Origin of the sequence: Streptomyces sp. NPDC002701, from assembly GCF_042889045.1 — a bacterium.
GTDB lineage: Bacteria > Actinomycetota > Actinomycetes > Streptomycetales > Streptomycetaceae > Streptomyces.
Window position 1 is genome coordinate 53,955 of the sequence record NZ_JBIAQL010000018.1, and the last position, 22,802, is coordinate 76,756.

Genomic DNA, 22,802 nt, shown 5'->3' on the forward strand with positions numbered 1-22,802 from the left:
CCGTCCGGCGGGTGGTGCCCGTGCCTTTTCGAGGGGGGCGTGGGGCGGGCGGTGGGCCGGGGGTGGTCACCCGGTCGGTCGCGTTCGGCGTGCCGTCGGGACGCGTGCGGAGGACGGTGGGGCGCGGAGACACGGCCCGCACGGTGCTCCGCGCGGCACGGCGCCCCGCCGGGACCGGCCCCGGCGGGACGGAACGAGGAGGCACCTGTGTCTGAACCTGTCGCCCACCGCCCTCCCGCGAAGCCGGCCCCGCGGTCACCCGCCACCGGCGACGATGCGGATGCCGTCCGCCCGAGCCCCGGCCCCAACCGCGGGACGGCCGACCCGGCACCGGCGGTCCCGGCGGCCGACGGGTTGGGGGGCCGCGTGCGTGCGGGCTCGCGGACCATTCGGGTCGCCTCCGTCCCCGCCGGCCACGTCTACGTGCGGCATCTGTCCCCGCCCGGCGGCGACCGGGTGATCCGCCTGGTCGACCCCCGGCCCTGCGGCGCCCCCAGCGGCTCCCAGCAGTGGTGGCCCCCGGTGATGCTCGAACCCGGCTGGGTCGACGAGCACGCCGACGCCTTCGACGTCTTCCACCTCCACTTCGGCTTCGACGCGCAGAGCCCCGCCGCGCTGCGCGCACTCGTCGAGGCCCTGCGCCGGAACGGCAAACCGCTCGTCCAGACCGTCCACGACCTCGTCAATCCCCACCACCAGGACGAGGCCGAGCACCGGGCACAGCTGGACGTGCTCGTCCCCGCGGCGGACCGGCTCATCACCCTCACCCCGGGCGCCGCACGGGAGATCGCCGCCCGCTGGGGCCGTACCGCACTGGTCCTGCCGCACCCGCACGTCGTCGGGCAGACCGGACTCGTACGCCCCCGGCCGCGACGGGACACCTTCACGGTCGGCGTGCACGCCAAGAGCATCCGCCCCAACATGGCCCCGCTGCCCGTCGTCCGCGTGCTGGCGGACGCGCTGTCGGAACTGCCCGACGCCGTGCTGCGCGTCGACTGCCATCCCGAGATCGACGACCCGGGGAGCCACTGGTACGCGCCCGGCGTGCTCGACGAACTGCGCGAGATGGCCCGCAAGGAGCGGCTGGAGCTGCACGTCCACGACTACTTCGACGACGACGCGCTCTACGACTACCTGATCAACCTCGACGTGTCCGTGCTGCCCTACCGCTTCGGCACCCACTCCGGCTGGCTGGAGGCGTGCCACGACCTGGGGACCACCGTCCTCGCCCCGTCCTGCGGGTTCTACGCTGAGCAACGCCCCTGCCTCAGCTACGGCCACGACCGCCAGGGGCTGGACGCGGCCTCGCTGCGGGACGCGGTGCGCACCGCCTACGAGGAGCGTCCCGTCTGGCGGGCCGACCCGGCGGACCGCCGGGCCGAACGCCTGCGGCTCGCCCGGGAGCACGAAGCGCTCTACGCGGACCTGCTGTGACGGCTCCCGTGCGGCCCCGGCCGCGTCCCGCACCCGCCTCCTTGCGGATCGCCCTGATCGCCTCCGCCCGGCACCCGATCCGCGACCCCTTCGCCGGCGGACTCGAAGCGCACACCTGGACCCTGTCCCAGGCCCTGCGCGCCCGCGGCCACGAGGTCACGATCTTCGCGGGGCCCGGCTCGGACCCCGCGCTCGGGGTGGTGGAGATGCCGTTCCGGACGCCCCGGATCAGCGAGGCCGCCCGGCGGGACACCAGCATGGTGGCCCCGCACTGGCTGGCGGAGCACCACGCCTACCTGCAACTGATGCTCGACCTCTCGCACGGACCGGTGCGGTACGACATCGTCCACAACAACAGCCTGCACTACCTGCCGGTGGCGATGGCCGCCGCGCTCTCCGTCCCGGTCGTCACCACCCTGCACACCCCGCCCACCCCCTGGCTCGAATCGGCGGTCCAGGCGGCGCCGTACTGCCCGATGCGGTTCAGCGCCGTCAGCGACCACACCGCGGCGGCCTGGCGGCACCTGGTGCCCGCCGCCACCGTGGTACGCAACGGCATCGACACCCGGCGCTGGCACCCGGGCCCCGGTGGCGAGGAACTGGTCTGGTCGGGCCGGATCGTCCCCGAGAAGGGCGCCCACCTGGCGATCGAGGCCGCTCGGCTGGCCGGCCGGGGGCTGCGGCTCGCCGGACCCGTGGGGGACCCGGAGTACTTCGAGACGTGCATCCGCCCCCGCCTGGACCGCACGATCACCTACGTGGGCCACCTTCCCCAGCCCGAACTGTGCGAGCTGGTCGGTTCCTCGGCGGCCGCCGTGGTCTCCCCCTGCTGGGACGAACCGTACGGACTGGTCATCGCGGAGGCACTGGCCTGCGGCACCCCGGTGTGCGGGTTCGCCCGCGGCGCGCTGCCGGAGATCGTGACGGACGACTGCGGCCGGCTCGTGCCGCCCGGCGACTGCGCGGCGCTGGCGAAGGCCGTCGAGCCGACGACCGGCCTGTCCCGGGCCGCCGCCCGACGGCACGCCGAGTCCTTCTGCTCCATGGAGGTCATGACCCGCAGCTACGAGCGCTTCTACCGGTCGGTGTCGGCGTGATCGGCTACTACGTGCACCACCAGGGCAGCGGCCACCTGAACCGCGCGCGGGCCGTCGCCGCGCACTGCGCGGTGCCGGTGACCGGGCTGTCCACCCTGCCCGCCCCCGACGACTGGCCCTGGCCCGGGCGGTGGGTGCGCCTGCCGAGGGACGACGACGGCGACCCCGCGGCGTTCGGCGACGTGACGGCGGGCGGCCGGCTGCACTGGGCGCCCGTCCGGCACGCCGGGCTCCGCGGACGCATGGCCCGGATCGCGGAGTGGATCGGGGCGGCCGCGCCCCGGCTCCTGGTGTCCGACGTCTCCGTGGAAGTGGCCCTGCTGGCACGGCTGCTGGGCACGCCCGTCGCGGTGGCGGCGATGCGGGGCGAGCGGACCGATCCGGCGCACCGGACGGCGTACGACCTGGCCGAGCTGCTCCTCGCGCCCTGGCCGGCCGCGCTGCCCGAACCCGGCTGGCCGGCGCACTGGCTGGCCAAGACGGTCCACACCGGCGCCTTCTCCCGCTTCGACGGCCGCCCGCGCCCCGCGGCCGGTGCGGGGCGTACGCACCGGTCGCGCCCCCGGCGGGTGCTGCTCCTGATGGGGGCGGGCGGGACGGACGTGTCGCCGGGCGAGGTGAAGGCCGCGCGGGCAGCGACGCCCGGCTGGCGGTGGACGACGCTCGGCGGCCCGGACGGCGGCTGGTCGGCGGACCCGTGGCCCGCCCTGTGCGCGGCGGACGTCGTGGTCACCCACGCGGGCCAGAACGCTCTGGCGGAGTGCGCCGCCGCGCGCCGCCCGGCGGTGGTCGTCCCGCAGGACCGGCCCTTCGGCGAACAGGCCGCCACGGGACGCGCCCTGACGCGCGGCCGGCTCGCGGTCGTCGTGCCCCGCTGGCCGGCCGCCGAGGAGTGGCCCGCCCTGCTGGAACGGGCCCACGCGCACGGCGGCGCCCGATGGCCCCTGTGGGCCCCCGGCAACGGCGCCACCCACGCCGCCACAGCCCTGACCAAAACAGCCGGATCCACGCCCGACCCGCCTGCGACAGCCGGGTCTGCGACCGACGCGCCTGTGCCGGCCAAGTCCGCGACCGACCGGTCTGTGTCGGCCAGGTCCGCGACCGACTTGCCTGCGGCAGCCGGGTCCACGACCGACCGGCCTGTGTCGGCCAGGTCCGCGACCGACCGGCCCGCGGCAGCCCGGTCCGTGACCGACCCACCCGCGCCGGCGACGCCCGCGACAGCCTCGCCCGAAACGGCGGCCCCGCCAACCCCGTCTCCGCTGTCGGCCAGGTCCGCGACCGACTCGCCTGCGACAGCCGCGGCCGACCGGCCTGCGACAGCCGCGACCGACCGGCCTGCGACAGCCGCGACCGACCGGCCTGCGACAGCCGCGGCCGACCGGTCTGCGACAGCCCGGTCCGTGACCGACCCACCCACGCCGGGGCGGCCCGCACCGGCGACGCCCGCGACAGCGGCCACGCCAGCCTCGCCCGCGACAGCGGCCCCGCCGACCCCGTCCCCGACAACCCGGCCAACCCCGCACAAGGGCGCCCCCGTAGCAGACGAGCGGTTTCTCTGATGCGTACCGCTGTGGTCACTCTCGCGGCCGGGCGGCACGGGCATCTCTCGCTGCAGCAGGCCGGACTCGCCGGCGGGACGTGCGTGCCGGACCAGTACGTCGTCGTCGCCATGGACGACCCGGACCTCGGCGCCGTCCTCGCCGACGGGCGGCCCGCCGCGACCGTCGTCGACTGCCCGGTGCGTGCCGGGAACCTGCCCCTGGCCCGCGCCCGGAACCTGGGCGCAGCCCACGCCTTGGAGCGCGGTGCCGACCTGCTGGTCTTCCTGGACGTCGACTGCGTCCCCGGCGAACGACTGCTCGAACGCTATACGCAGGTGGCCCGCGACCCCGCCCACCAGCGTTCGCTGCTCTGCGGCACCGTCGCCCATCTGCCCCCGCCGGGCCCGGCCGGCTACCGCCTGCGCGAGCTCCCCGCGCTCGCCGGGCCGCACCCCGCCCGGCCGGCCCCGGCGCCCGGCGAGACCCGTGCCGGTACGGACCACACGCTGTTCTGGTCGCTGTCCTTCGCGCTGACGGCCGACACCTGGCACGCGGTCGGCGGCTTCGGCGAGGAGTACGAGGGCTACGGCGGCGAGGACACCGACTACGGCCAGCGGGCCCGCGCGGCCGGTGTCCGGCTCACCTGGGTCGGCGGGGCTCCGGCCTTCCACCAGTACCACCCGGTCGCCAGTCCGCCGGTCGGGCACCTGCACGACATCCTGCGCAACGCCGAGATCTTCCACCGCCGCTGGGGATGGTGGCCGATGACCGGCTGGCTCGACGCGTTCGCCGAGCGCGGACTGATCCACTGGAACCGCTCCGCCGCCCGCTGGGAACCCCGCGAGGAGTCCTGCCGGGCTCCGGCGGAGGACCCGCCGACCGCCGACCTGCGCGGGCGGCACGCCTAAGAGACCATCTCATTTGGCGAGTCTGCGGTAGCAGATGAGGGTGCAGGCGATGCTGGTGAAGGCCAGGAAGTGGTCGGCTTTGCGTTCGTAGCGGCGGTGTAGGCGTCGGCATCCGGCGAGCCAGGACATGGTGCGTTCGATGGTCCAGCGGTGCCGGCCGAGTCGTTGCGAGGTCTCGATGCCCCTGCGGGCGATGCGATGCCGGATCCCTCGGCTGGATAGCCATCGTCGCAGGTGGTTGTAGTCGTAGCCCTTGTCGGCGTGGAGTTTGTGGGGTCTGCGCCGCCGGGGTCCCCGGTGGGAACGGATCGGCGGTATGCCCCTCACCAGCGGGATCAGTGCCTGGCTGTCATGCGTGTTGGCACCCGAGATGCCGATGGACAGGGGCAGTCCCGACCGCTCCGTGATCAAGTGGATCTTTGACCCGTACTTGCCCCGGTCTACAGGATTCGGACCTGTCAGCTCCCCCTTTTCAGAGCCCGCATGTTGACCGAGTCGATCGCGCACCGGGACCAGTCCAGCTCGCCGCGGGATCCGAGTTCGTCGAGCACCAGGCGGTGGAGTTTGGCCCACACCCGGGCCTTCGACCACTCGGTGAACCGCCGGTGGGCCGTCGCGCCGGACGGGCCGAACGACGCGGTCGGCACTTGCTGCCACGTGCAGCCCGAGGTCGCCACGAAGACGATCGCGGCCAGCACTTCACGGTCGCCGTGCCGACGCCGGCCGCCACCCTGCGGCCGCGACGGCGCCTCCGGAACCACTCGCTGGAACAGCTCCCACAGCTCGTCCGGCACCAGCCGCTCAACGATCTTCGACATGCCACAAGTCTAGCTAGCCAAATGAGATGATCTCTAAAGCCTTCTAGAGCCCCGAGCCCCGAGCCCTAGAGCCCCGGAGCCCGCCCCGTCGGCCGTGCGGGAACCGGCGCATACCGGCAGCCGCTGCCAGTTGCGGCGGATGAGTCAACTGCCTGTCACGGACGGTACGTTCGTCACTACGCTGAGAGCGTGCGGCCAGTGCGGCCGGCGTGGCCGACGCCGCACCGGAGAAACCGGGAGGGCGGCGGACGGCGGGATGGGTGCCACTGTCAGAGAACTGCTGGACAACCTCCGCCCCGCGGCGGACGAGGAAGAGCGCCGCCGGTGGGCCGGGGCCTGCGCGCACGCCCTGGGACTCGGCGGGATCGCCGTCTCGCTGGGACGCGAACTGGTCTGGTTCAGCGACCGCACCAGCGCGCGCCTGGAGGATCTGCAGTTCGTCCTGGGACAGGGCCCCAGCCTCTCGTTCCACGACGAGACACAGGTGCGGCAGGTGCCCGACCTCGGCCGGCTGCCGGCCCGCCAGTGGCCGCAGTTCGCCGCCGAGGCGGAAGAACTCGAGATCGCGGCGCTGTTCGTCTGGCCCGTGCACATCGGCGCCGTACAGGCGGGGACGATGACGGGCCACCGACGCGTACCGGGACCGCTCAGCCCGCGGCAGCTGGCGGAGGGCCGGCTGGTCGCCGACACGCTCGCCGAGCAGGTGCTCGAACAGTGGCCGGCCGTCTCCGCCCACGACAACTCCGGCCACACGGGCACGGTGGACCTGCACCGGGCCGAGGTGCACCAGGCCACCGGAGTCCTCAGCGCGCGGCTCGGCGTCCCCCTGGCCGAGGCCCTGGACCGGCTGCGGAGCCAGGCGTACACCTCCAGCCGGTCCCTGGCGGAGACCGCCCGATCCGTCATCCATCGGGACCTGCCGCGATGACACCAGCAGACCCACCACCAGACCCGGTCGACCGCACCGAGGACACCCTGTGTGGGGGGCAAGGAGCCCGCCCATGAGCAGGGAGCAGCACATCGCCCGCAGCTTCGTGGAGCTCGCCGACACGCTGGTGGAGGACTTCGACGTCATCGGCTTCCTGCAGCAGATGACCGTCCGCTGCCAGGAACTCCTCGACGTCACCGACGCCGCGGTCTTCCTGTCGCACCCCGGCCCCCACCTGTACAGCCCGGCGCCGTGCGACCCGAATCCCGCCCTGCAGCGCGTACTGGAGGCCGCCTGCGTGCAGGGCTAGGCGGTGGACGCGCACCGCACCGCCCGGGCGGTCGACGCCCAGTACGCGCACGACCCCGGCGACCCCGGCGAGGTCGGCGAGGTCGGCGAGGCCGGCGGGGCCGACGGCCCGGTCGGCCGGTGGCCGGAGTTCACCACACACCTGCACCAGGCCGGCTACGCCAGCGCCACCGCCACCGCCCTGCCGCTGCGGCTGCGGCAGGACACCCTCGGAAGCCTGCTGCTCCTGCACTCCGCCGCCCGGCCCTGGCCGCCGACGACCTCGCCCTCGCGCAGGCCCTCGCCGACGCCGCCACCATCGGCCCGCTGCACTCCCGCACCCTCCAGCGGCCGGACACCGTCAACGAACACCTCCACACCGCCCTGCAGAGCCGCATCGTCATCGAACAGGCGAAGGGCCTGCTCGCCGCCCGCCGCGCCATCGGCCTCAACCGGGCCTTCGGCCTCATGCGCCGACACGCGCAGGACCACCGGATGCTGCTCAGCGATGTCGCCCGGGACACCATCGCGAACGGCTCCGCGCTCCCCGCCCCGCCCGGCCGGTCCGAGGCGAACCCGGCCGACGCCGAGTGACACGCGGCCCGCCTCGGCGTGTGCCGCGTACCGCCCGTGCTGTCGTGCGCTTTGATCTGCGAAGGAAGCGTCGCGCCACGCAGGGCGCCGGCGAGGCGACGACGCGTCGACGGAGCGCTCGGCATGACTGAGGAAGAGTCCGGCACCCCCCACTGGCTGTTCGGCGACCAGCTCGGCCCCCACTTCGCCGATCCCGCACGCGGCGGCCCGCGCCGGGACGCGCCGCTGCTGATGATCGAGGCCCGCAGCGTCCTGCGGCGGCGCCGGTTCCACCGCGCCAAGGCCCACCTGATCCTCTCGGCGATGCGCCACCGTGCCGCCGAGCTCGGTGACCGCGTGCGGTACGTCAAGGCGGACACCTACCGCCAGGGTTTGCGCGAGGCGGTGGGGGACGGCAGGGTGACCGTGCACCACCCCACCTCCCACGCGGCCCTCGCCCTCGTCCGCGCGCTGCCTGCCGTACGCGTTCTGCCGGCCCGCGGTTTCCTCGTGACGCACGACGAGTTCAGGCTCTGGGCGGACGGCCACGCCGGCAAGCACCTCCGCCAGGAGGACTTCTACCGCTGGGTCCGCCGGACGCACGACCTGCTGATGGACGGCGACCAGCCGGCCGGCGGCCGCTGGAACCTCGACCACGACAACCGCCGGCCCCCGCCGCGCGGCGCCACCGAGCTGGGCGTCCCGCCGCCGTACCGCCCGCGCGAGGACGACATCGACGCCGAGGTACGGGCCGATCTCGACCGCTGGTCGCGCGAGGGGGACGTCCGGTTCGTCGGCGAGGACGGCCCCCGCAGGTTCCCCGCCACGCGCCGGGAGGCACTCGCCGCCCTCGCCCGCTTCACCGAGCACCGGCTCGCCACGTTCGGCGCGTACGAGGACGCGGTGCTCGCCCAGGACACGACGATGAGCCACAGCCTGCTCTCCTCCTCGCTCAACCTCGGTCTGCTGGACCCCGCCGAATGCGCCGAACGGGCGGAGGCACGCTGGCGGGCCGGCGACGTGCCGCTCAACAGCGCCGAGGGGTTCGTACGGCAGATCGCCGGCTGGCGCGAGTACGTCTGGCACCTCTACTGGTACTTCGGCCCCCGGTACCGGGAGAGCAACGCCCTGGGCCACCACGAGCCGCTGCCCGACTGGTTCACGGAACTGTCCCCGGACGCGACCGACGCGAACTGCCTCACCCACGTCCTGCGACAGGTCGGCGAGACGGGCTGGACGCACCACATCCCCCGCCTGATGATCCTCGGCAGCTACGCCCTGCAGCGGGGATGGGAACCGCAGGCGGTCACGGACTGGTTCCACCGCAGCTTCGTCGACGGCTACGACTGGGTCATGGTCCCGAACGTGGTGGGCATGTCGCAGTACGCGGACGGGGGCCGCATGACGACCAAGCCGTACACGTCCGCGGGCGCGTACATCGACCGGATGACCGACTTCTGCCGTCCCTGCCGGTACAAACCGTCCGTACGGGTCGGCGAGGACGCCTGCCCCTTCAGCGCCGGGTACTGGAACCTGCTGCACCGGCACCGGAGCCGGTTCGAACACAACGCGCGGATGATCCGGGCGGTGCAGGGGCTGGACCGCCTCTCCGATCTCGGGGAACTGCTGGAGCAGGAACGCGACCGCCGGGACCGTAACGCCTGAGACGTGGAAAGGAACAGCACGTGGACCAGCCGGCGGAAGACCCCTCCTCGAAGGGGTCCGAGCAGCAGACCCTGTTCGACTGGGAGGACACCGGGCCCGCGCGAACCGCGGACGGGGCGTTCCGGGACAGCCCGGAAGCCCGCCGGATGCTCGACGTACGGGAGGTCTACGCGGAGCCGGCGGCCCTCGACTCACCGCGCGGCCGGCAGATCATGGCCCGGCTGCCGGGAGTGCCCGTGACCGAGGTCGCCAACCACTGGCAGATCCCCTCCCTGCACGGCAACGACGGCAACATCGGCCGGTGGGTCCGCATCAAGACCGAGACACTCGTCCTCGGGGTCAAGCACAAGCTCACGACACGCCACAACGGCAGATCGGCCGACTGGATCGCCCCGGGTCCCTCCAACGGCTGCGCGATGGCCTGCGCCTACTGCTACGTCCCCCGCCGCAAGGGTTTCGCCAACCCCATCACGCTCTTCACCAACATCGAGGCGATCGTGGCCCACGTACGGCGCCACGTCCGGGCCCAGGGCCCCAAGCCGGAACCCAACCAGTGCGACCCCGAGGCATGGGTCTACGACATCGGTGAGAACGGCGACTGCTCCGTCGACGCCCTGGTCAGCGACAACACGGCAGACCTCGTCGACGCGTTCACGACCATGCCGACGGCGAAGGCGTCCTTCGCGACGAAGTTCGTCAACCCGGACCTCCTCGCCCTCGACCCGCGCGGGCGCACCCGCGTGCGCTTCTCCGTCATGCCGACGGACGACGCCAGACTGCTGGACATCCGCACCAGCCCGGTCCCCGAGCGCATCGCGGCGGCGGCCGACTTCCTCGACGCCGGGTACGAGGTCCACTTCAACCTCTCGCCCGTGGTGCTGCGCCCTGGCTGGGAGCGGGACTGGGCCGACCTGCTCACCCACCTCGACGACGTCCTGCCCTCCCGGGTGAAGGCGCAGGCGGCGGCCGAGGTCATCATGCTGACCCACAACCAGTCGCTCCACGAGGTCAACCTGGGCTGGCACCCGCGGGCCGAGGACCTGCTGTGGCAGCCGGAGATCCAGGAGACCAAGCGCTCACAGAACGGCGCGCTCAACGTCCGCTACGACCTGGAGACCAAGCGGCAGGCCCTGGCGCGCATGCGGCACCTGCTGGCGGAACACGCGCCGTGGCTGCGTATCCGCTACGCCTTCTGAGACGGCTGTGCCTTCCTGGCACGGCTGCCCCTTCCTGGGACAGCCGCGCCCTCCTGGGACAGATGTGCCTTTTCAAGACAGGTGGGACGGGGAACCCACGTCCGTGTGGGCCGCGGGCCCGCGGGGACACAGGAGGTGCGTGATGCGGTTCCGGACGAGTGACCTCACCGGCCCGGGCTACCGGCGGCGCCGGCACGGCCGCGGCTTCGGCTACACGGACACCAAGGGCCTGCCCCTCCCCGCGGGCCCCGAGCTGCAACGCGTACGCGACCTCGTCATCCCGCCGGCCTGGAAGGACGTCTGGATCTCCCCGTACCCGAACGGCCACATCCAGGCGGTGGGCACGGACGAGGCCGGCCGCCGCCAGTACCTCTACCACCCCCTCTTCCGCGCGCAGCAGGAGGCCGCCAAGCACACACGCATCCTGGAGGTGGGCGCCACCCTGCCCGAAGTGAGACGGCAGGTCGGCAAGGGCCTGGAGGACCGCGGGCTGACCCGGCAGAAGGTGCTGTCGCTCGGTGTCCGGCTGCTGGACCTCGGCTTCTTCCGGGTCGGCGACGACCGCTACGCGAAGTCGAACGAGTCCTACGGCCTGACGACCGTACGACGCCATCAGGTCACCTGCCGCAAGGGCGCGGTCGGCTTCGACTACGCGGCGAAGAGCGGCCGCCGCTACTGCCGCGAGATCGTCGACGCCCAGGTCTACGACACCGTCCGGTCGCTGCTGCGACGCCGCGACGACGACGAGCACCTCTTCGCGTACTACGCGTCGCGCCGCTGGCACCCGATCGACGCCACCGACCTGAACGGGCACCTGCGCGGCCTCGCCGGCCTGGACATCACCAGCAAGGACTTCAGGACCTGGCACGCCACGGTGCTCGCCGCGGTCGCGCTCGCCGTGTCGGCCGAGGTGGCGGGCACCTCGCCGAGCGCCAGGAAGCGTGCCTCCGCACGGGCGGTCCGCGAGGTCGCCGACTACCTCGGCAACACCCCGTCGGTCTGCCGGGCCTCCTACATCAACCCGCGCCTCTTCGAACTCTTCGACGAGGGAAGGACGATCGCCCCTGCTCTCGCGTCCCTCGGCTCGGTCCCCGAGGCGGGCGGCCTCGCCACCCGGGGGCCGGTGGAGGAGGCGGTGCTGCGGCTGCTGAGCCGGTAGACGCCGGGGCCGCACAAGGCGATGCCCGGGCCGGTCCACCCGAAGGTGACCGGCCCGGGCATCGTCACCGCGCGGGCCGCGCGGGTGCGGTGATCAGACCAGGTCGAAGCGGTCCGCGTTCGAGACCTTGACCCAGGCGCCGACGAAGTCCTTCACGAACTTCTCCTTCGCGTCGTCGCTCGCGTAGACCTCGGCGAGCGCGCGCAGCTCGGAGTTCGAGCCGAAGACCAGGTCGGCGCGGGTGCCGGTCCACTTGACCTCGCCGGTGGCGGCGTCGCGGCCCTCGAAGGTGGTCTGGTCGGCGGAGGTCGAGCTCCACGTCGTGCCCAGGTCCAGGAGGTTGACGAAGAAGTCGTTCGTCAGGGTGCCCGGCGCGTCGGTGAAGACGCCGTGTGACGACTGGCCGTGGTTGGCGCCCAGCACGCGCAGGCCGCCGACCAGGACGGTCAGCTCGGGGGCGCTCAGGCCCAGCAGGTTCGCCTTGTCGAGCAGCAGGAACTCGGCGGGCAGGCGGTTGCCCTTGCCGAGGTAGTTGCGGAACCCGTCGGCGGTCGGCTCCAGCGCGGCGAACGACTCGACGTCCGTCTGCTCCTGCGTCGCGTCCACGCGGCCCGGCGTGAACGGGACCTCGATGTCGACCCCGCCGTCCTTGGCGGCCTTCTCGACTCCCGCCGCACCGGCCAGCACGATCAGGTCGGCCAGCGAGATCTGCTTGCCGCCCGTCTGCGCGGAGTTGAAGGACTGCTGGACGCCTTCGAGGGTGCGCAGCACCGAGGCGAGGCGGTCGGGCTCGTTGACCTCCCAGCCGCTCTGCGGCTGCAGACGGATGCGCGCACCGTTGGCGCCGCCGCGCTTGTCGCTGCCGCGGAAGGACGAGGCGGCGGCCCACGTGGTGGAGACGAGCTCGGAGACCGTGAGGCCCGAGTCGAGGATCTTCGCCTTGAGGGAGGCGATGTCCGCGGCGTCGACCAGCTCGTGCGTCACCGCCGGCAGCGGGTCCTGCCACAGCAGGGTCTCCTCCGGGACCTCCGGGCCGAGGTACAGCGACTTCGGGCCCAGGTCACGGTGGGTCAGCTTGTACCAGGCACGGGCGAAGGCGTCCGCGAACTGGTCGGGGTTCTCGTAGAAGCGGCGCGAGATCTGCTCGTACGCCGGGTCGAACCGCAGCGCGAGGTCGGCCGTCAGCATCTTCGGGGCGTGGCTCTTCGACGGGTCGTGGGCGTCCGGGATGGTCCCCGCGCCCGCGCCGTCCTTGGCGACCCACTGGTGGGCGCCGGCCGGGCTCTGCGTCAGCTCCCACTCGTACTCGAACAGGTTCTTGAAGAAGCCGTTGCTCCACTGGGTGGGCGTGCTCGTCCAGGTGACCTCAAGGCCACTGGTGATGGTGTCGCCGCCCTTGCCGCTGCCGTAGGTGCTCTTCCAGCCGAGGCCCTGCTGCTCCAGCGCGGCGGCCTCGGGGTCGTCGCCGACGTTGTCCGCCGGGCCCGCGCCGTGGGTCTTGCCGAAGGTGTGACCGCCCGCGATCAGGGCGACCGTCTCCTCGTCGTTCATCGCCATCCGGCGGAACGTCTCACGGATGTCGCGGGCCGAGGCCACCGGGTCCGGGTTGCCGTTGGGGCCCTCGGGGTTGACGTAGATGAGGCCCATCTGGACGGCGCCGAGCGGGCTCTCCAGCTCACGGTCGCCGGTGTAGCGCTGGTCGTCGAGCCAGGTGGTCTCGGGACCCCAGTAGACGTCCTCGTCGGCCTCCCACACGTCGGCACGGCCGCCGGCGAAGCCGAAGGTCTCGAAGCCCATCGTCTCCAGGGCGACGTTGCCGGTGAGGATCATGAGGTCGGCCCACGACAGGCTCTGGCCGTACTTCTTCTTCACCGGCCACAGCAGCCGGCGGGCCTTGTCGAGGTTGGCGTTGTCCGGCCAGCTGTTCAGCGGCGCGAAGCGCTGCTGTCCGGCGCCGGCGCCGCCGCGGCCGTCGCTGATGCGGTAGGTGCCGGCGCTGTGCCAGGCCATCCGGATCATGAGCGGGCCGTAGTTGCCGAAGTCGGCGGGCCACCAGTCCTGAGAAGTCGTCAGTACCTCGGCTATGTCCTGTTTCACCGCGGCCAGGTCCAGGCTCCGGAACGCCTCGGCGTAGTCGAACTCCTCACCGAGCGGGTTCGCCACGGCCGGGTTCTTGGCAAGGATCTTCAGGTTGAGGCGCTCGGGCCACCACTGACGGTTGCCGCCGCCCTGGGTCGGGTGCGGGGCGCGCTCGTGCGCGACGGGGCAGCCTCCCGTCTCCTCGGGCTTCGGGTCCGTGACGATCGCGTCATGGTTCTCGGTCATGGGGAATCCTTCCGAACGGCGTGGAGCACATGCTCAGGAACTGCTGGTGGTGGAGGGGGAAGCGGTGGAGCAGGAGGGGCACAGGCCCCAGTAGATGACCTCGGCCTCGTCGACCGAGAAGCCGTGGTCCTGCGACGCGGTGAGACAGGGGGCGTGCCCCGTCGCACAGTCGACGTCGGCCACGACACCGCAGGACCGGCACACGAGGTGGTGGTGGTTGTCCCCGACGCGTCCCTCGAAGAGGGCCGGGCTGCCGGGCGGCTCGATGCGGCGCACGAGCTTCGCCGTGGTCAGGGCGTGGAGCCCTTCGTACACGGCTTGCAGCGAGATGTGGCCCACGCGGGCCCGTACCCCGGTGGCGATCGCCTCGACACCGAGGTGGGCACCGTCCCGGACGGTCTCGAGCAGCGCGACACGGGCGGCCGTCACCCGAAGGCCCGCGCCGCGCAGCTCTTCGGCGGTGTTCGCAGGCCGGGATGCGGTCATGGGCTCAACCTACTGACATAAACACGAACAGTTCAAGTAAACGAACGATGCAAGTTTTGGCGCCTCGCGTCGGGGTACCGTTCACCGGCCTGTGCGCAGGCCCGTGTACCGGCCGTACACCGGCCACGGGGACGTTACCCCGGTCACATCACCGCGCTCGGCCGGCTGCCCCGGGGCCCGGGCGGATACGGTCGGTCGGCTGCGGACCGTGTCGCATTCGGCCGAACGGGTGACCATGCGCAACAATGGGCCGGGCAGGCAATCAGGTCGATTCAGGGCGGGGGGAGCCGGTGAACAGCCACGACGTCACCGATGAACAGTGGGAAGGGCTCGCCCAGGTCGTTCCGCTGCGCGGCCGCGACGCCTGGCCGTCGGCGGTCGACCACCGGTCGATGCCGGAGGCGGAGACCGAGACGCGGCGCCGCTTCGTGGTCCTGCGCATCAACGTCTTCGCGGACGCCCGCGAGGTCGCCGAGACCCTGATGGCCGGCGTCCCGGTCCTCCTGGACCTCACCAGCGCCGAGACGGACGTCGCCAAGCGCGTACTCGACTTCAGTACGGGCGTCGTCTTCGGCCTCGCGAGCGGGATGCACCGGGTCGACCGGAACGTCTTCCTGCTCACGCCGCCGGGCACCGAGGTCGGCGGACTGATGGAAGGAGCCGGGATCCCCGGCGTGTGAGGAGCCCGGCAGGGTGCGGACCCGCGGGTGCGGGCCGGACCCCGGGGGGTGAAGCGGGGCCCGCCCGCCGCGTGACCGGGTCCCCCGATCGTAGGAAGGTCCGCGGACGAAACGGTTCCGCCGCGATGCGTGGCCCTACCGTCCGCCTATGACCGTGTCATGTGGCAGGACCCGCGCCGAGGCCGGGACACGTCCCGACCGGCCGGCCATCACCGAACTGCGGCTCTCCGCCTTCGCCGGGCACCGCGGCGCCGCCTTCCCGCTCGGCCCCCTCAGCCTGTTCTCCGGGCCGAGCGGCAGCGGCAAGTCCAGCGCCCTGCGCGCCTACGAGGCACTGGCCCGGCTCGGCGGCGGCGCCGAACTGGCCGCGGTGTTCCCGGACCCGGCCGCCTGCGTACCCGAACGGGCCCGCCCCGACGCCCAGCGGCGGCGCGGGTTCCGCATCGGCTGCACGGCGGACGGCCCCGAGGGCCCCGTACGGCTCGACGTGGCCGTGCAGGCCGAGCCCGAACTGCGCATCGCGGGCGAGCGGTTGACCGTCGACGGGCTCACCCTGCTGGAGACCGCCCTGCGCGACCCGGGCCGGCGCACGGTGCAGGCGGCCTGGCACACGGCGGGTCTGTCCGCGGTGACCAGGGCACCGCTGCCCGACGACCGGCTCGGCACCGCGCTGCTGCCCCTGCGCGTGGCGGGCACGACGGACGGCCAGTGCCGGGTCATCGCCGCCGCCGAGCAGATGGTGGTCGCCCTGCGGTCGGTCTTCGCCTGTGACCCGGCGCCCCGCTCCATGCGCGCCGCCGTACCGCTCGGCGCGGGCCGGCTGCTGCGCGGCTGCGACAACCTCGCCGCCGTGCTGCTGCGCACGCGCGCCGAGTGCGGGCGACGGCACGGGCTGCTGGTCGACGCGGTGCGGACGGGCTGCGCCGGCCCGGTCCACGACGTACTGGCCGAGACCTCGGCCGACGGGGCGCGCGGGTCGGTCCGGGCGCTGCTCGACCGGGGCGAGGGTCTGCGGACACCGCTCGGACGGCTGGGCGACGGGGAGCTGCGGTATCTCGCGCTGGCCCTGGTGCTGCTGACCGGTCCCGGGGTGCTCGACGTCGACCCGGCCGGGGAGGTGCCCGCCGCACTGCAGACGCTCACCGTGCTCGCCGACGGCCTCGACCGTGATCTGGACGTCCGGCAGCGGGACGCTCTCGTACGGCTGGCGGCCCGCATGTGCGAACGCGGGCACCTGCGGCTGGTGGGCGCCGTGAGCGACGCCTCCTGGGCGGCGGGGGCGGGTGGGGTGACGGTGGTAGACCTGACGCCGTGACGGAACTCGATGTGGCGACACTGCAGCGGAGGCTGGCCGCGTTCGCCGAGGCGCGGAACTGGCAGCCGCACCACACGCCCAAGAACCTCGCCGCCGCGCTCAGCGTGGAGGCGTCCGAACTCCTGGAGATCTTCCAGTGGTTGACGCCCGAGGAGTCCGCCCGGGTGATGGACGACCCCGAGAGGGCGCCCCGTGTACGGGACGAGGTCGCGGACGTGCTCGCGTACCTCCTCCAGTTGTGCGAGGTGCTCGGTGTCGATCCGCTCGCGGCACTCGACGCGAAGATCGACCGGAACGAACGGAGGTTTCCGGTGGCGGAGTGAGTGCCAACTCCACCAACCCGGCCAACTTCCGGACAACGCCCGAGAACTGCGACCAACCATTCCGATTGTTACTCTCCGGAGTTGTTGATCTACGTTAATTCGATTCTGTGTCCGTAGATTTCAGACTTCCTCTGGCTTTTCGTCCCGACGCACTTCACTCTGGGTAGTGGCAGGCGGAGTTCGGGCAGGCGTGCGCAGCGCGTCGGACAGACGGGGACAGCCCATGGAAGCGGTGTGGCTCATCGGTGCGAGCCGGTGTGCGCTGATGCGGAGCGGCGACGCCCCCGAGACCATGGCCGAGGCATGGCAGGCCCAGGCCCTGGCCCAGGCGATAGGCAGCCGGCTGGCGGTGTCCGGTCCGCCCGAGTTACGGGGCGAGGCGCTGGGCCTGACAGAACTGGCCGGCCGGGGCTGCGGGATCCTGGGCGCCCCGGCGCTCGATGTCGGCCGGCTGCGGGCCGCGCAGCTCACCGGGCTCGGCGACGCGCGTCGGGCGCTGCGCGAACTGGGAGGGCTGCTCGCGGAGGTCGGCATCTCTCTGGTGGGCATAGCCTGCGCGGCTCCCGACGAGGCGACGTACTGGCAGTGCATGGAGGCGATCGACGCGGCGGACGAGGCCCGCGACCGGGTGCTGGAGATGCTGCGGCGGCTCGCCGTCCGGGACCAGGGGGCGGCGACGGCGTAGCGGACCGAAGCCGGGAGCGGGGGAAGGGGCGGCGGAGCGGAAGACACGATGTCGGCCCCACCTATGAGGTCGGGCGACAGCGCACCGTGCAGGATGGAGGCATGGATCTTCGCATCTTCACCGAGCCCCAGCAAGGGGCCACCTACGACACCCTGCTCACCGTGGCGAAGGCCACCGAGGACCTCGGCTTCGACGCCTTCTTCCGCTCCGACCACTACCTCCGCATGGGGTCCGTGGACGGCCTCCCGGGCCCGACGGACGCCTGGATCACCCTCGCCGGCCTCGCCCGCGAGACCAGCCGGATCCGGCTCGGCACGCTGATGACCGCCGGCACCTTCCGCCTCCCCGGCGTCCTGGCGATCCAGGTCGCCCAGGTCGACCAGATGTCCGGCGGCCGGGTGGAACTGGGCCTGGGCGCCGGCTGGTTCGAGGAGGAGCACAAGGCGTACGGCATCCCGTTCCCGAAGGAGAAGTTCGCCCGCCTGGAGGAGCAACTGGCCATCATCACCGGGCTGTGGGGGACCAGGGCCGGCGAGACCTTCTCCTACGACGGCACCCATTACCAGCTCACCGACTCGCCCGCGCTGCCCAAGCCCGCGCAGGCCAGGGTGCCGGTGCTCATCGGCGGCCACGGCGCGTCCCGTACACCGCGCCTCGCGGGCCGGTACGCCGACGAGTTCAACATGCCGTTCGCGTCGATCGACGACAGCGAGCGCCAGTTCGGCCGGGTGCGGGCCGCCGCGGTGGAGGCCGGCCGCAAGGGGACCGACCTCGTCTACTCCAACGCGCTCGTCGCGTGCGTGGGCAAGGACGACGCCGAGGTGGCCCGCCGGGCGGCGGCGATCGGGCGCGAGGTGGACGAGCTGAAGGCCAACGGCCTGGCGGGCTCCCCGGCCGAGGTCGTCGACCGGATCGGCCGTTTCGCGGAGATCGGCTCCCAGCGGATCTACCTCCAGATCCTCGACCTCGACGACCTGGACCACCTGGACCTCATCTCCTCCCAGGTCCAGTCCCAGCTCTGACCTCCGCGCCCCCGAGGGGCGGAGAACCGCGCGAGCGGCCGCGTGCGGCCCGCGGCGGCCATCCGCCCCCAAGGGAGTCCCGGCACTCGGCGAACGGCCCCGGGACGAGAAAAATGCCTGCGTGCGGCACAGGGGTTCGCTGTACGTTGGGCGGGCGCGCCGGCACGGCGTTCCCGCAGTTCAGAAGATGTTTCGAGGCAGAGCAGTGTTCCTGACGATCAGTACCACCGGCGCCCCGGAGCGCCCCGCGACCGACCTCGGCCACCTGCTCCACAAGCATCCCGACCGGGCGCAGACGTTCTCGACCTCCTACGGCACGGCGCACGTCCTCTACCCCGAGGCGAGCGCGGAGCGCTGCACGGCGGCGCTGCTCCTGGAGGTCGACGCGGTGGCACTGGTCCGGCGCGGCAAGGGCAAGGGCCGCGGCGGAGCACCGGACGCGGCTCTCGCGCAGTACGTCAACGACCGCCCGTACGCCGCCTCCTCGCTGCTCGCCGTGGCGCTGAGCAGCGTGTTCTCCAGCGCGATGAAGGGCAGTTGCCGGGCGAGGCCGGAGCTGCCCGCGTGCCCGCTGCCCCTGCGCATCGAGGTGCCCGCGCTGCCGGCCCGCGGCGGCGCCGACGTCGTCCGCGCGCTCTTCGAACCGCTCGGCTGGACGGTCGGCGCCGAACCGGTGGCGCTGGACACGGAGTTCCCGGAGTGGGGCGACTCGCGGTACGTGAGCCTCGTACTGGAGGGTGAGCAGCGTCTCGCCGACGCGTTGCGGCACCTGTACGTCCTCCTGCCGGTGCTCGACGACGCCAAGCACTACTGGGTGTCCTCCGACGAGGTGGACAAGCTGCTGCGGGCCGGGGAGGGCTGGCTGCCGGACCACCCGGAGCAGAAGCTCATCACCAGCCGCTATCTGTCGCGCCGCTGGTCGCTGACCCGGCAGGCCATGGAGCGACTGGAACTCGTACGGCTCGCCGAGACGGACGACAGCGCGGTCGAGGAGATCGACAACGCCGTCGACGAACGGACGGACTCCGAGGAGAAGCCGGTACCGCTCGCCGTCCTGCGGCGGGACGCCGTCGTCGCCGCGCTGCGGGACGCCGGTGCCACCCGGGTGCTCGACCTCGGCTGCGGACAGGGCCAGTTGGTGCAGGCGCTGCTCAAGGACACGCGCTTCACCGAGATCGTCGGGATGGACGTGTCGATGAGGGCGCTCACCGTCGCCGCACGGCGGCTCAAGCTGGACCGCATGGGCGAACGGCAGGCGGAACGCGTCCGGCTCGTCCAGGGTTCGCTCACGTACACGGACAAGCGGCTCAAGGGGTACGACGCCGCGGTGCTCAGCGAGGTCGTCGAACACCTCGACCTGCCCCGGCTGCCCGCCCTGGAGTACGCGGTGTTCGGCTCCGCGCGCCCCAGGACCGTGATCGTGACGACGCCCAACGTCGAGTACAACGTCCGCTGGGAGACCCTCCCGGCCGGTCACGTCCGGCACGGCGACCACCGGTTCGAGTGGACGCGCGAGGAGTTCAGGACCTGGGCGGGCACGGTGGCCGAACGGCACGGCTACGGGGTGGAGTTCGCACCGGTGGGCCCCGACGACCCGGAGGTGGGACCCCCGACCCAGATGGCCGTCTTCACGGTCACCACCGAGAACACGAGCACCGTGGACGCGAAGGAGGAGAAGGCCGCATGACCGGCACCGACGACAAGGTCCGTACCCTGCCCGTCACCGACCTCTCCCTGGTCGTGCTGATCGGCGCGTCCGGTTCGGGCAAGTCCACGTTCGCGCGCAGGCACTTCAAGCCGACCGAGGTGATCTCGTCGGACTTCTGCCGTGGCCTCGTCGCCGACGACGAGAACGACCAGAGCGCCAGCGGGGACGCCTTCGACGTCCTGCACTACATCGCGGGCAAGCGGCTCGCGGCGGGCCGGCGCACCGTCGTGGACGCGACCAGTGTGCAGCAGGAGAGCCGCAGGCAGCTGGTCGAGCTGGCCAGGAAGCACGACGTCCTGCCGATCGCCATCGTGCTCGACGTGCCCGAGGAGGTGTGCGCCGAACGCAACGCCGCGCGCACCGACCGCGCCGGCATGCCGCGCCGGGTCATCCAGCGGCACATACGCGAACTGCGGCGCTCACTGCGGCAGCTGGAGCGTGAGGGGTTCCGGAAGGTCCACGTCCTGCGGGGTGTGGCGGAGGCCGAGACCGCGGAGATCCGTACCGAGAAGCGGTACAACGACCTCACCCACCTCACCGGCCCGTTCGACATCATCGGCGACATCCACGGCTGCGCCTCCGAACTGGAGTCACTGCTGGCCAAGCTGGGCTATACGGACGGCGTGCACCCCGAGGGACGGACGGCCGTCTTCGTCGGCGACCTCGTCGACCGCGGCCCCGACTCGCCGGGCGTCCTGCGGCGGGTGATGTCCATGGTGGGCTCCGGCAACGCGCTGTGCGTGCCGGGCAACCACGAGAACAAGTACAGCCGGTACCTCAAGGGCCGCAAGGTCCAGCACACCCACGGCCTCGCCGAGACCATCGAGCAGATGGCGGGCGAGAGCGAGGAGTTCACCCAGCAGGTACGGGAGTTCGTGGACGGCCTCGTCAGCCACTACGTCCTCGACGGCGGCAGGCTCGTCGTCTGCCACGCGGGCCTGCCCGAGAAGTACCACGGCCGTACGTCGGGCCGGGTGCGCTCGCACGCGCTGTACGGCGAGACCACCGGCGAGACCGACGAGTTCGGGCTGCCGGTGCGCTACCCGTGGGCCGAGGACTACCGGGGCCGGGCGGCGGTCGTCTACGGGCACACCCCCGTGCCGGAGGCCACCTGGCTGAACAACACCATCTGCCTGGACACCGGAGCCGTGTTCGGCGGCAAGCTCACCGCGCTGCGCTATCCCGAGCGCGAACTCGTCGACGTACCGGCCGAGCGGGTCTGGTACGAGCCGGTCAGGCCGCTGGCCTCCGAGGCGCCGGGCGGTCACGAGGGACGGCCGCTCGACCTCGCGGACGTGCACGGCGAGCGCAGCGAGATGGGGGTCCCCCCGGCCGGAGGCAGGGGGAGGGCCGTCGAGACCCGGCACGCGGGACGCGTCTCCGTGCGCGAGGAGAACGCGGCCGCGGCCCTGGAGGTCATGAGCCGCTTCGCCGTGGACCCCCGGCTGATGCCGTACCTGCCGCCGACCATGGCCCCCACCGCGACCTCGCGGGTGGAGGGCCACTTGGAGCACCCGGCCGAGGCGTTCGAGCAGTACCGGGCGGACGGGGTCGAGCGGGTCGTGTGCGAGGAGAAGCACATGGGTTCGCGGGCGGTGGCGCTGGTGTGCCGGAACGCCGGGGTGGCGCGCGAGCGGTTCGGAGCGGCGGCCGGAGTCCTCGGCTCGCTGTACACCCGTACCGGGCGGCCCTTCTTCCCGGAGTCGGCGGCCGGTTCCGCCGGGGGTCCCACCGTGGAGGTCTCCCTCACCGGGGAGATCCTCGGGCGGGTGCGGGACGCCGTCACGGAGGCCGGGCTGTGGGAGGAGCTGGACACGGACTGGGTGCTGCTCGACGCCGAGCTGCTGCCCTGGTCGCTGAAGGCGTCCGGTCTGCTGCGCTCGCAGTACGCGGCCGTGGGCGCCGCGGCCGGAGCGGTGTTCCCGGCCGCGGTGGCCGCGCTGGAGGGAGCGGCGGCGCGGGGTGTCGACGTGGGTGACCTGCTGGTCAAGCAGCGGGAGCGGGCCGCCGACGCGGCCTCCTTCACCGACGCCTACCGGCGGTACTGCTGGTCCACGTCCGGCCTGGAAGGAGTGCGGCTCGCCCCCTTCCAGATCCTCGCCACCCAGGGGCGGAGCCTCGCGGGTGTGCCGCACGACGAGCAGCTCGCGCTGATCGACCGGCTGGTGACGGCCGACCCGTCCGGGCTGCTGGCGACCACCCGGCGCCTGTACGTCGACACGGGTGACGCGGACTCGGTGCGGGCCGGGGTCGACTGGTGGCTGGAGATGACCGGGCGGGGCGGCGAGGGCATGGTCGTCAAGCCGCTCGGGGCGCTGGTGCGGACCGCACAGGGGCGGCTGGTGCAGCCCGGCATCAAGTGCCGGGGGCGGGAGTACCTGCGGATCATCTACGGGCCGGAGTACACGCGGCCCGAGAACCTCGAACGGCTGCGGGGGCGGTTCCTCAACCACAAGCGCTCGCTGGCCCTGCGTGAGTACGCGCTGGGGCTGGAGGCGCTGGACCGCCTCGCGGACGGGGAGCCGCTGTGGCGGGTCCACGAGGCGGTCTTCGGGGTGCTGGCGTTGGAGTCGGAGCCGGTGGATCCCCGTCTGTAGCTCTCGGCTTCAGCGCTGCTGGGGTCCTTTCAGCCCGTCCGGCGTCCGAGG

General features: G+C 72.9%; 20 protein-coding genes. 17 read left to right on the forward strand and 3 right to left on the reverse strand.

Annotated elements, in window-relative coordinates:
* The first annotated feature begins 207 nt into the window (after window positions 1–207).
* The 4 genes from ACFYXC_RS32605 to ACFYXC_RS32620 are packed head-to-tail and all read left to right on the forward strand — an operon-like array spanning window position 208 to window position 4,983.
* On the forward strand, window positions 208–1,434 hold the full coding sequence (locus tag ACFYXC_RS32605; protein ID WP_389555721.1) for a glycosyltransferase: 1,227 nt from the start codon (window positions 208–210) through the stop codon (window positions 1,432–1,434).
* The gene (locus tag ACFYXC_RS32610) at window positions 1,431–2,531 is read left to right on the forward strand and encodes a glycosyltransferase family 4 protein (RefSeq protein ID WP_389555723.1); all 1,101 of its coding nucleotides are present in this window, start codon (window positions 1,431–1,433) and stop codon (window positions 2,529–2,531) included. The genes ACFYXC_RS32605 and ACFYXC_RS32610 overlap by 4 nt, the downstream gene beginning before the upstream one ends.
* Window positions 2,528–4,093: a glycosyltransferase gene (locus ACFYXC_RS32615; RefSeq protein ID WP_389555725.1), complete on the forward strand. Its 1,566-nt coding sequence runs from the start codon at window positions 2,528–2,530 to the stop codon at window positions 4,091–4,093. Before ACFYXC_RS32610 ends, ACFYXC_RS32615 begins: the two co-directional genes overlap by 4 nt.
* Window positions 4,093–4,983, forward strand: coding sequence for a glycosyltransferase family 2 protein (locus ACFYXC_RS32620; RefSeq protein WP_389555726.1), 891 nt, complete (start codon window positions 4,093–4,095; stop codon window positions 4,981–4,983). The genes ACFYXC_RS32615 and ACFYXC_RS32620 overlap by 1 nt, the downstream gene beginning before the upstream one ends.
* Window positions 4,984–4,992: 9 nt before the next feature.
* On the opposite strand, the gene ACFYXC_RS32625 is transcribed toward ACFYXC_RS32620, so the two are convergent.
* A protein-coding gene (locus ACFYXC_RS32625) for an IS5 family transposase (RefSeq protein ID WP_389555727.1) occupies window positions 4,993–5,801 on the reverse strand; the annotation gives its coding sequence in 2 pieces (ribosomal slippage) (window positions 4,993–5,454 and window positions 5,457–5,801; 807 coding nt in all).
* A gap of 256 nt (window positions 5,802–6,057) precedes the next feature.
* On the opposite strand from ACFYXC_RS32625, the gene ACFYXC_RS32630 reads away from it, so the two are divergent.
* From ACFYXC_RS32630 to ACFYXC_RS32655, 6 genes are all read left to right on the forward strand, one after another.
* Entirely contained in the window at window positions 6,058–6,729 is a 672-nt protein-coding gene (locus ACFYXC_RS32630; RefSeq protein WP_389555729.1) for an ANTAR domain-containing protein, read from the forward strand.
* 73 nt (window positions 6,730–6,802) lie between these two features.
* Complete coding sequence (locus tag ACFYXC_RS32635; protein ID WP_389555730.1) at window positions 6,803–7,039, forward strand: hypothetical protein; 237 nt, start codon at window positions 6,803–6,805, stop codon at window positions 7,037–7,039.
* Window positions 7,040–7,158: 119 nt separating this feature from the next.
* Window positions 7,159–7,611 (forward strand): ANTAR domain-containing protein, encoded by a 453-nt coding sequence (locus ACFYXC_RS32640; protein ID WP_389555731.1) that lies wholly within the window; start codon window positions 7,159–7,161, stop codon window positions 7,609–7,611.
* Between the two features lie 123 nt (window positions 7,612–7,734).
* Window positions 7,735–9,255, forward strand: coding sequence for a cryptochrome/photolyase family protein (locus ACFYXC_RS32645; RefSeq protein WP_389555733.1), 1,521 nt, complete (start codon window positions 7,735–7,737; stop codon window positions 9,253–9,255).
* A 20-nt stretch (window positions 9,256–9,275) separates the two neighbouring features.
* Window positions 9,276–10,451: a spore photoproduct lyase family protein gene (locus tag ACFYXC_RS32650; RefSeq protein WP_389555735.1), complete on the forward strand. Its 1,176-nt coding sequence runs from the start codon at window positions 9,276–9,278 to the stop codon at window positions 10,449–10,451.
* 142 nt (window positions 10,452–10,593) lie between these two features.
* On the forward strand, window positions 10,594–11,610 hold the full coding sequence (locus ACFYXC_RS32655) for a DNA topoisomerase IB (protein ID WP_389555737.1): 1,017 nt from the start codon (window positions 10,594–10,596) through the stop codon (window positions 11,608–11,610).
* A 93-nt stretch (window positions 11,611–11,703) separates the two neighbouring features.
* On the opposite strand, the gene katG is transcribed toward ACFYXC_RS32655, so the two are convergent.
* Together katG and ACFYXC_RS32665 are read right to left on the reverse strand one after the other, a co-directional pair.
* Window positions 11,704–13,935: a catalase/peroxidase HPI gene (gene katG, locus ACFYXC_RS32660; RefSeq protein WP_389555739.1), complete on the reverse strand. Its 2,232-nt coding sequence runs from the start codon at window positions 13,933–13,935 to the stop codon at window positions 11,704–11,706.
* Window positions 13,936–13,968: 33 nt separating this feature from the next.
* Window positions 13,969–14,421, reverse strand: coding sequence for a Fur family transcriptional regulator (locus ACFYXC_RS32665; RefSeq protein ID WP_388908159.1), 453 nt, complete (start codon window positions 14,419–14,421; stop codon window positions 13,969–13,971).
* Window positions 14,422–14,666: 245 nt separating this feature from the next.
* On the opposite strand from ACFYXC_RS32665, the gene ACFYXC_RS32670 reads away from it, so the two are divergent.
* The 7 genes from ACFYXC_RS32670 to ACFYXC_RS32700 all read left to right on the forward strand — a co-directional run bounded on the left by ACFYXC_RS32670 (window position 14,667) and on the right by ACFYXC_RS32700 (window position 22,751).
* Window positions 14,667–15,101, forward strand: coding sequence for a cell division protein SepF (locus tag ACFYXC_RS32670; RefSeq protein ID WP_388908157.1), 435 nt, complete (start codon window positions 14,667–14,669; stop codon window positions 15,099–15,101).
* 148 nt (window positions 15,102–15,249) lie between these two features.
* Window positions 15,250–16,416 (forward strand): ATP-binding protein, encoded by a 1,167-nt coding sequence (locus tag ACFYXC_RS32675; protein ID WP_389555741.1) that lies wholly within the window; start codon window positions 15,250–15,252, stop codon window positions 16,414–16,416.
* Window positions 16,413–16,739 carry a nucleotide pyrophosphohydrolase gene (locus tag ACFYXC_RS32680; protein ID WP_389555743.1) on the forward strand — a complete coding sequence of 109 codons (327 nt, stop codon included), beginning with the start codon at window positions 16,413–16,415 and terminating at the stop codon, window positions 16,737–16,739. Before ACFYXC_RS32675 ends, ACFYXC_RS32680 begins: the two co-directional genes overlap by 4 nt.
* Window positions 16,740–16,962: 223 nt before the next feature.
* A complete protein-coding gene (locus ACFYXC_RS32685) occupies window positions 16,963–17,424 on the forward strand; it encodes a DUF6099 family protein (protein ID WP_388908151.1) in 462 nt (153 codons plus the stop codon).
* Window positions 17,425–17,525: 101 nt separating this feature from the next.
* The gene (locus tag ACFYXC_RS32690) at window positions 17,526–18,446 is read left to right on the forward strand and encodes an LLM class F420-dependent oxidoreductase (RefSeq protein ID WP_388908149.1); all 921 of its coding nucleotides are present in this window, start codon (window positions 17,526–17,528) and stop codon (window positions 18,444–18,446) included.
* Window positions 18,447–18,651: 205 nt separating this feature from the next.
* The gene (locus tag ACFYXC_RS32695) at window positions 18,652–20,133 is read left to right on the forward strand and encodes a 3' terminal RNA ribose 2'-O-methyltransferase Hen1 (protein WP_389555820.1); all 1,482 of its coding nucleotides are present in this window, start codon (window positions 18,652–18,654) and stop codon (window positions 20,131–20,133) included.
* Window positions 20,130–22,751 (forward strand): polynucleotide kinase-phosphatase, encoded by a 2,622-nt coding sequence (locus tag ACFYXC_RS32700; protein WP_389555744.1) that lies wholly within the window; start codon window positions 20,130–20,132, stop codon window positions 22,749–22,751. Before ACFYXC_RS32695 ends, ACFYXC_RS32700 begins: the two co-directional genes overlap by 4 nt.
* Window positions 22,752–22,802 lie beyond the last annotated feature (51 nt).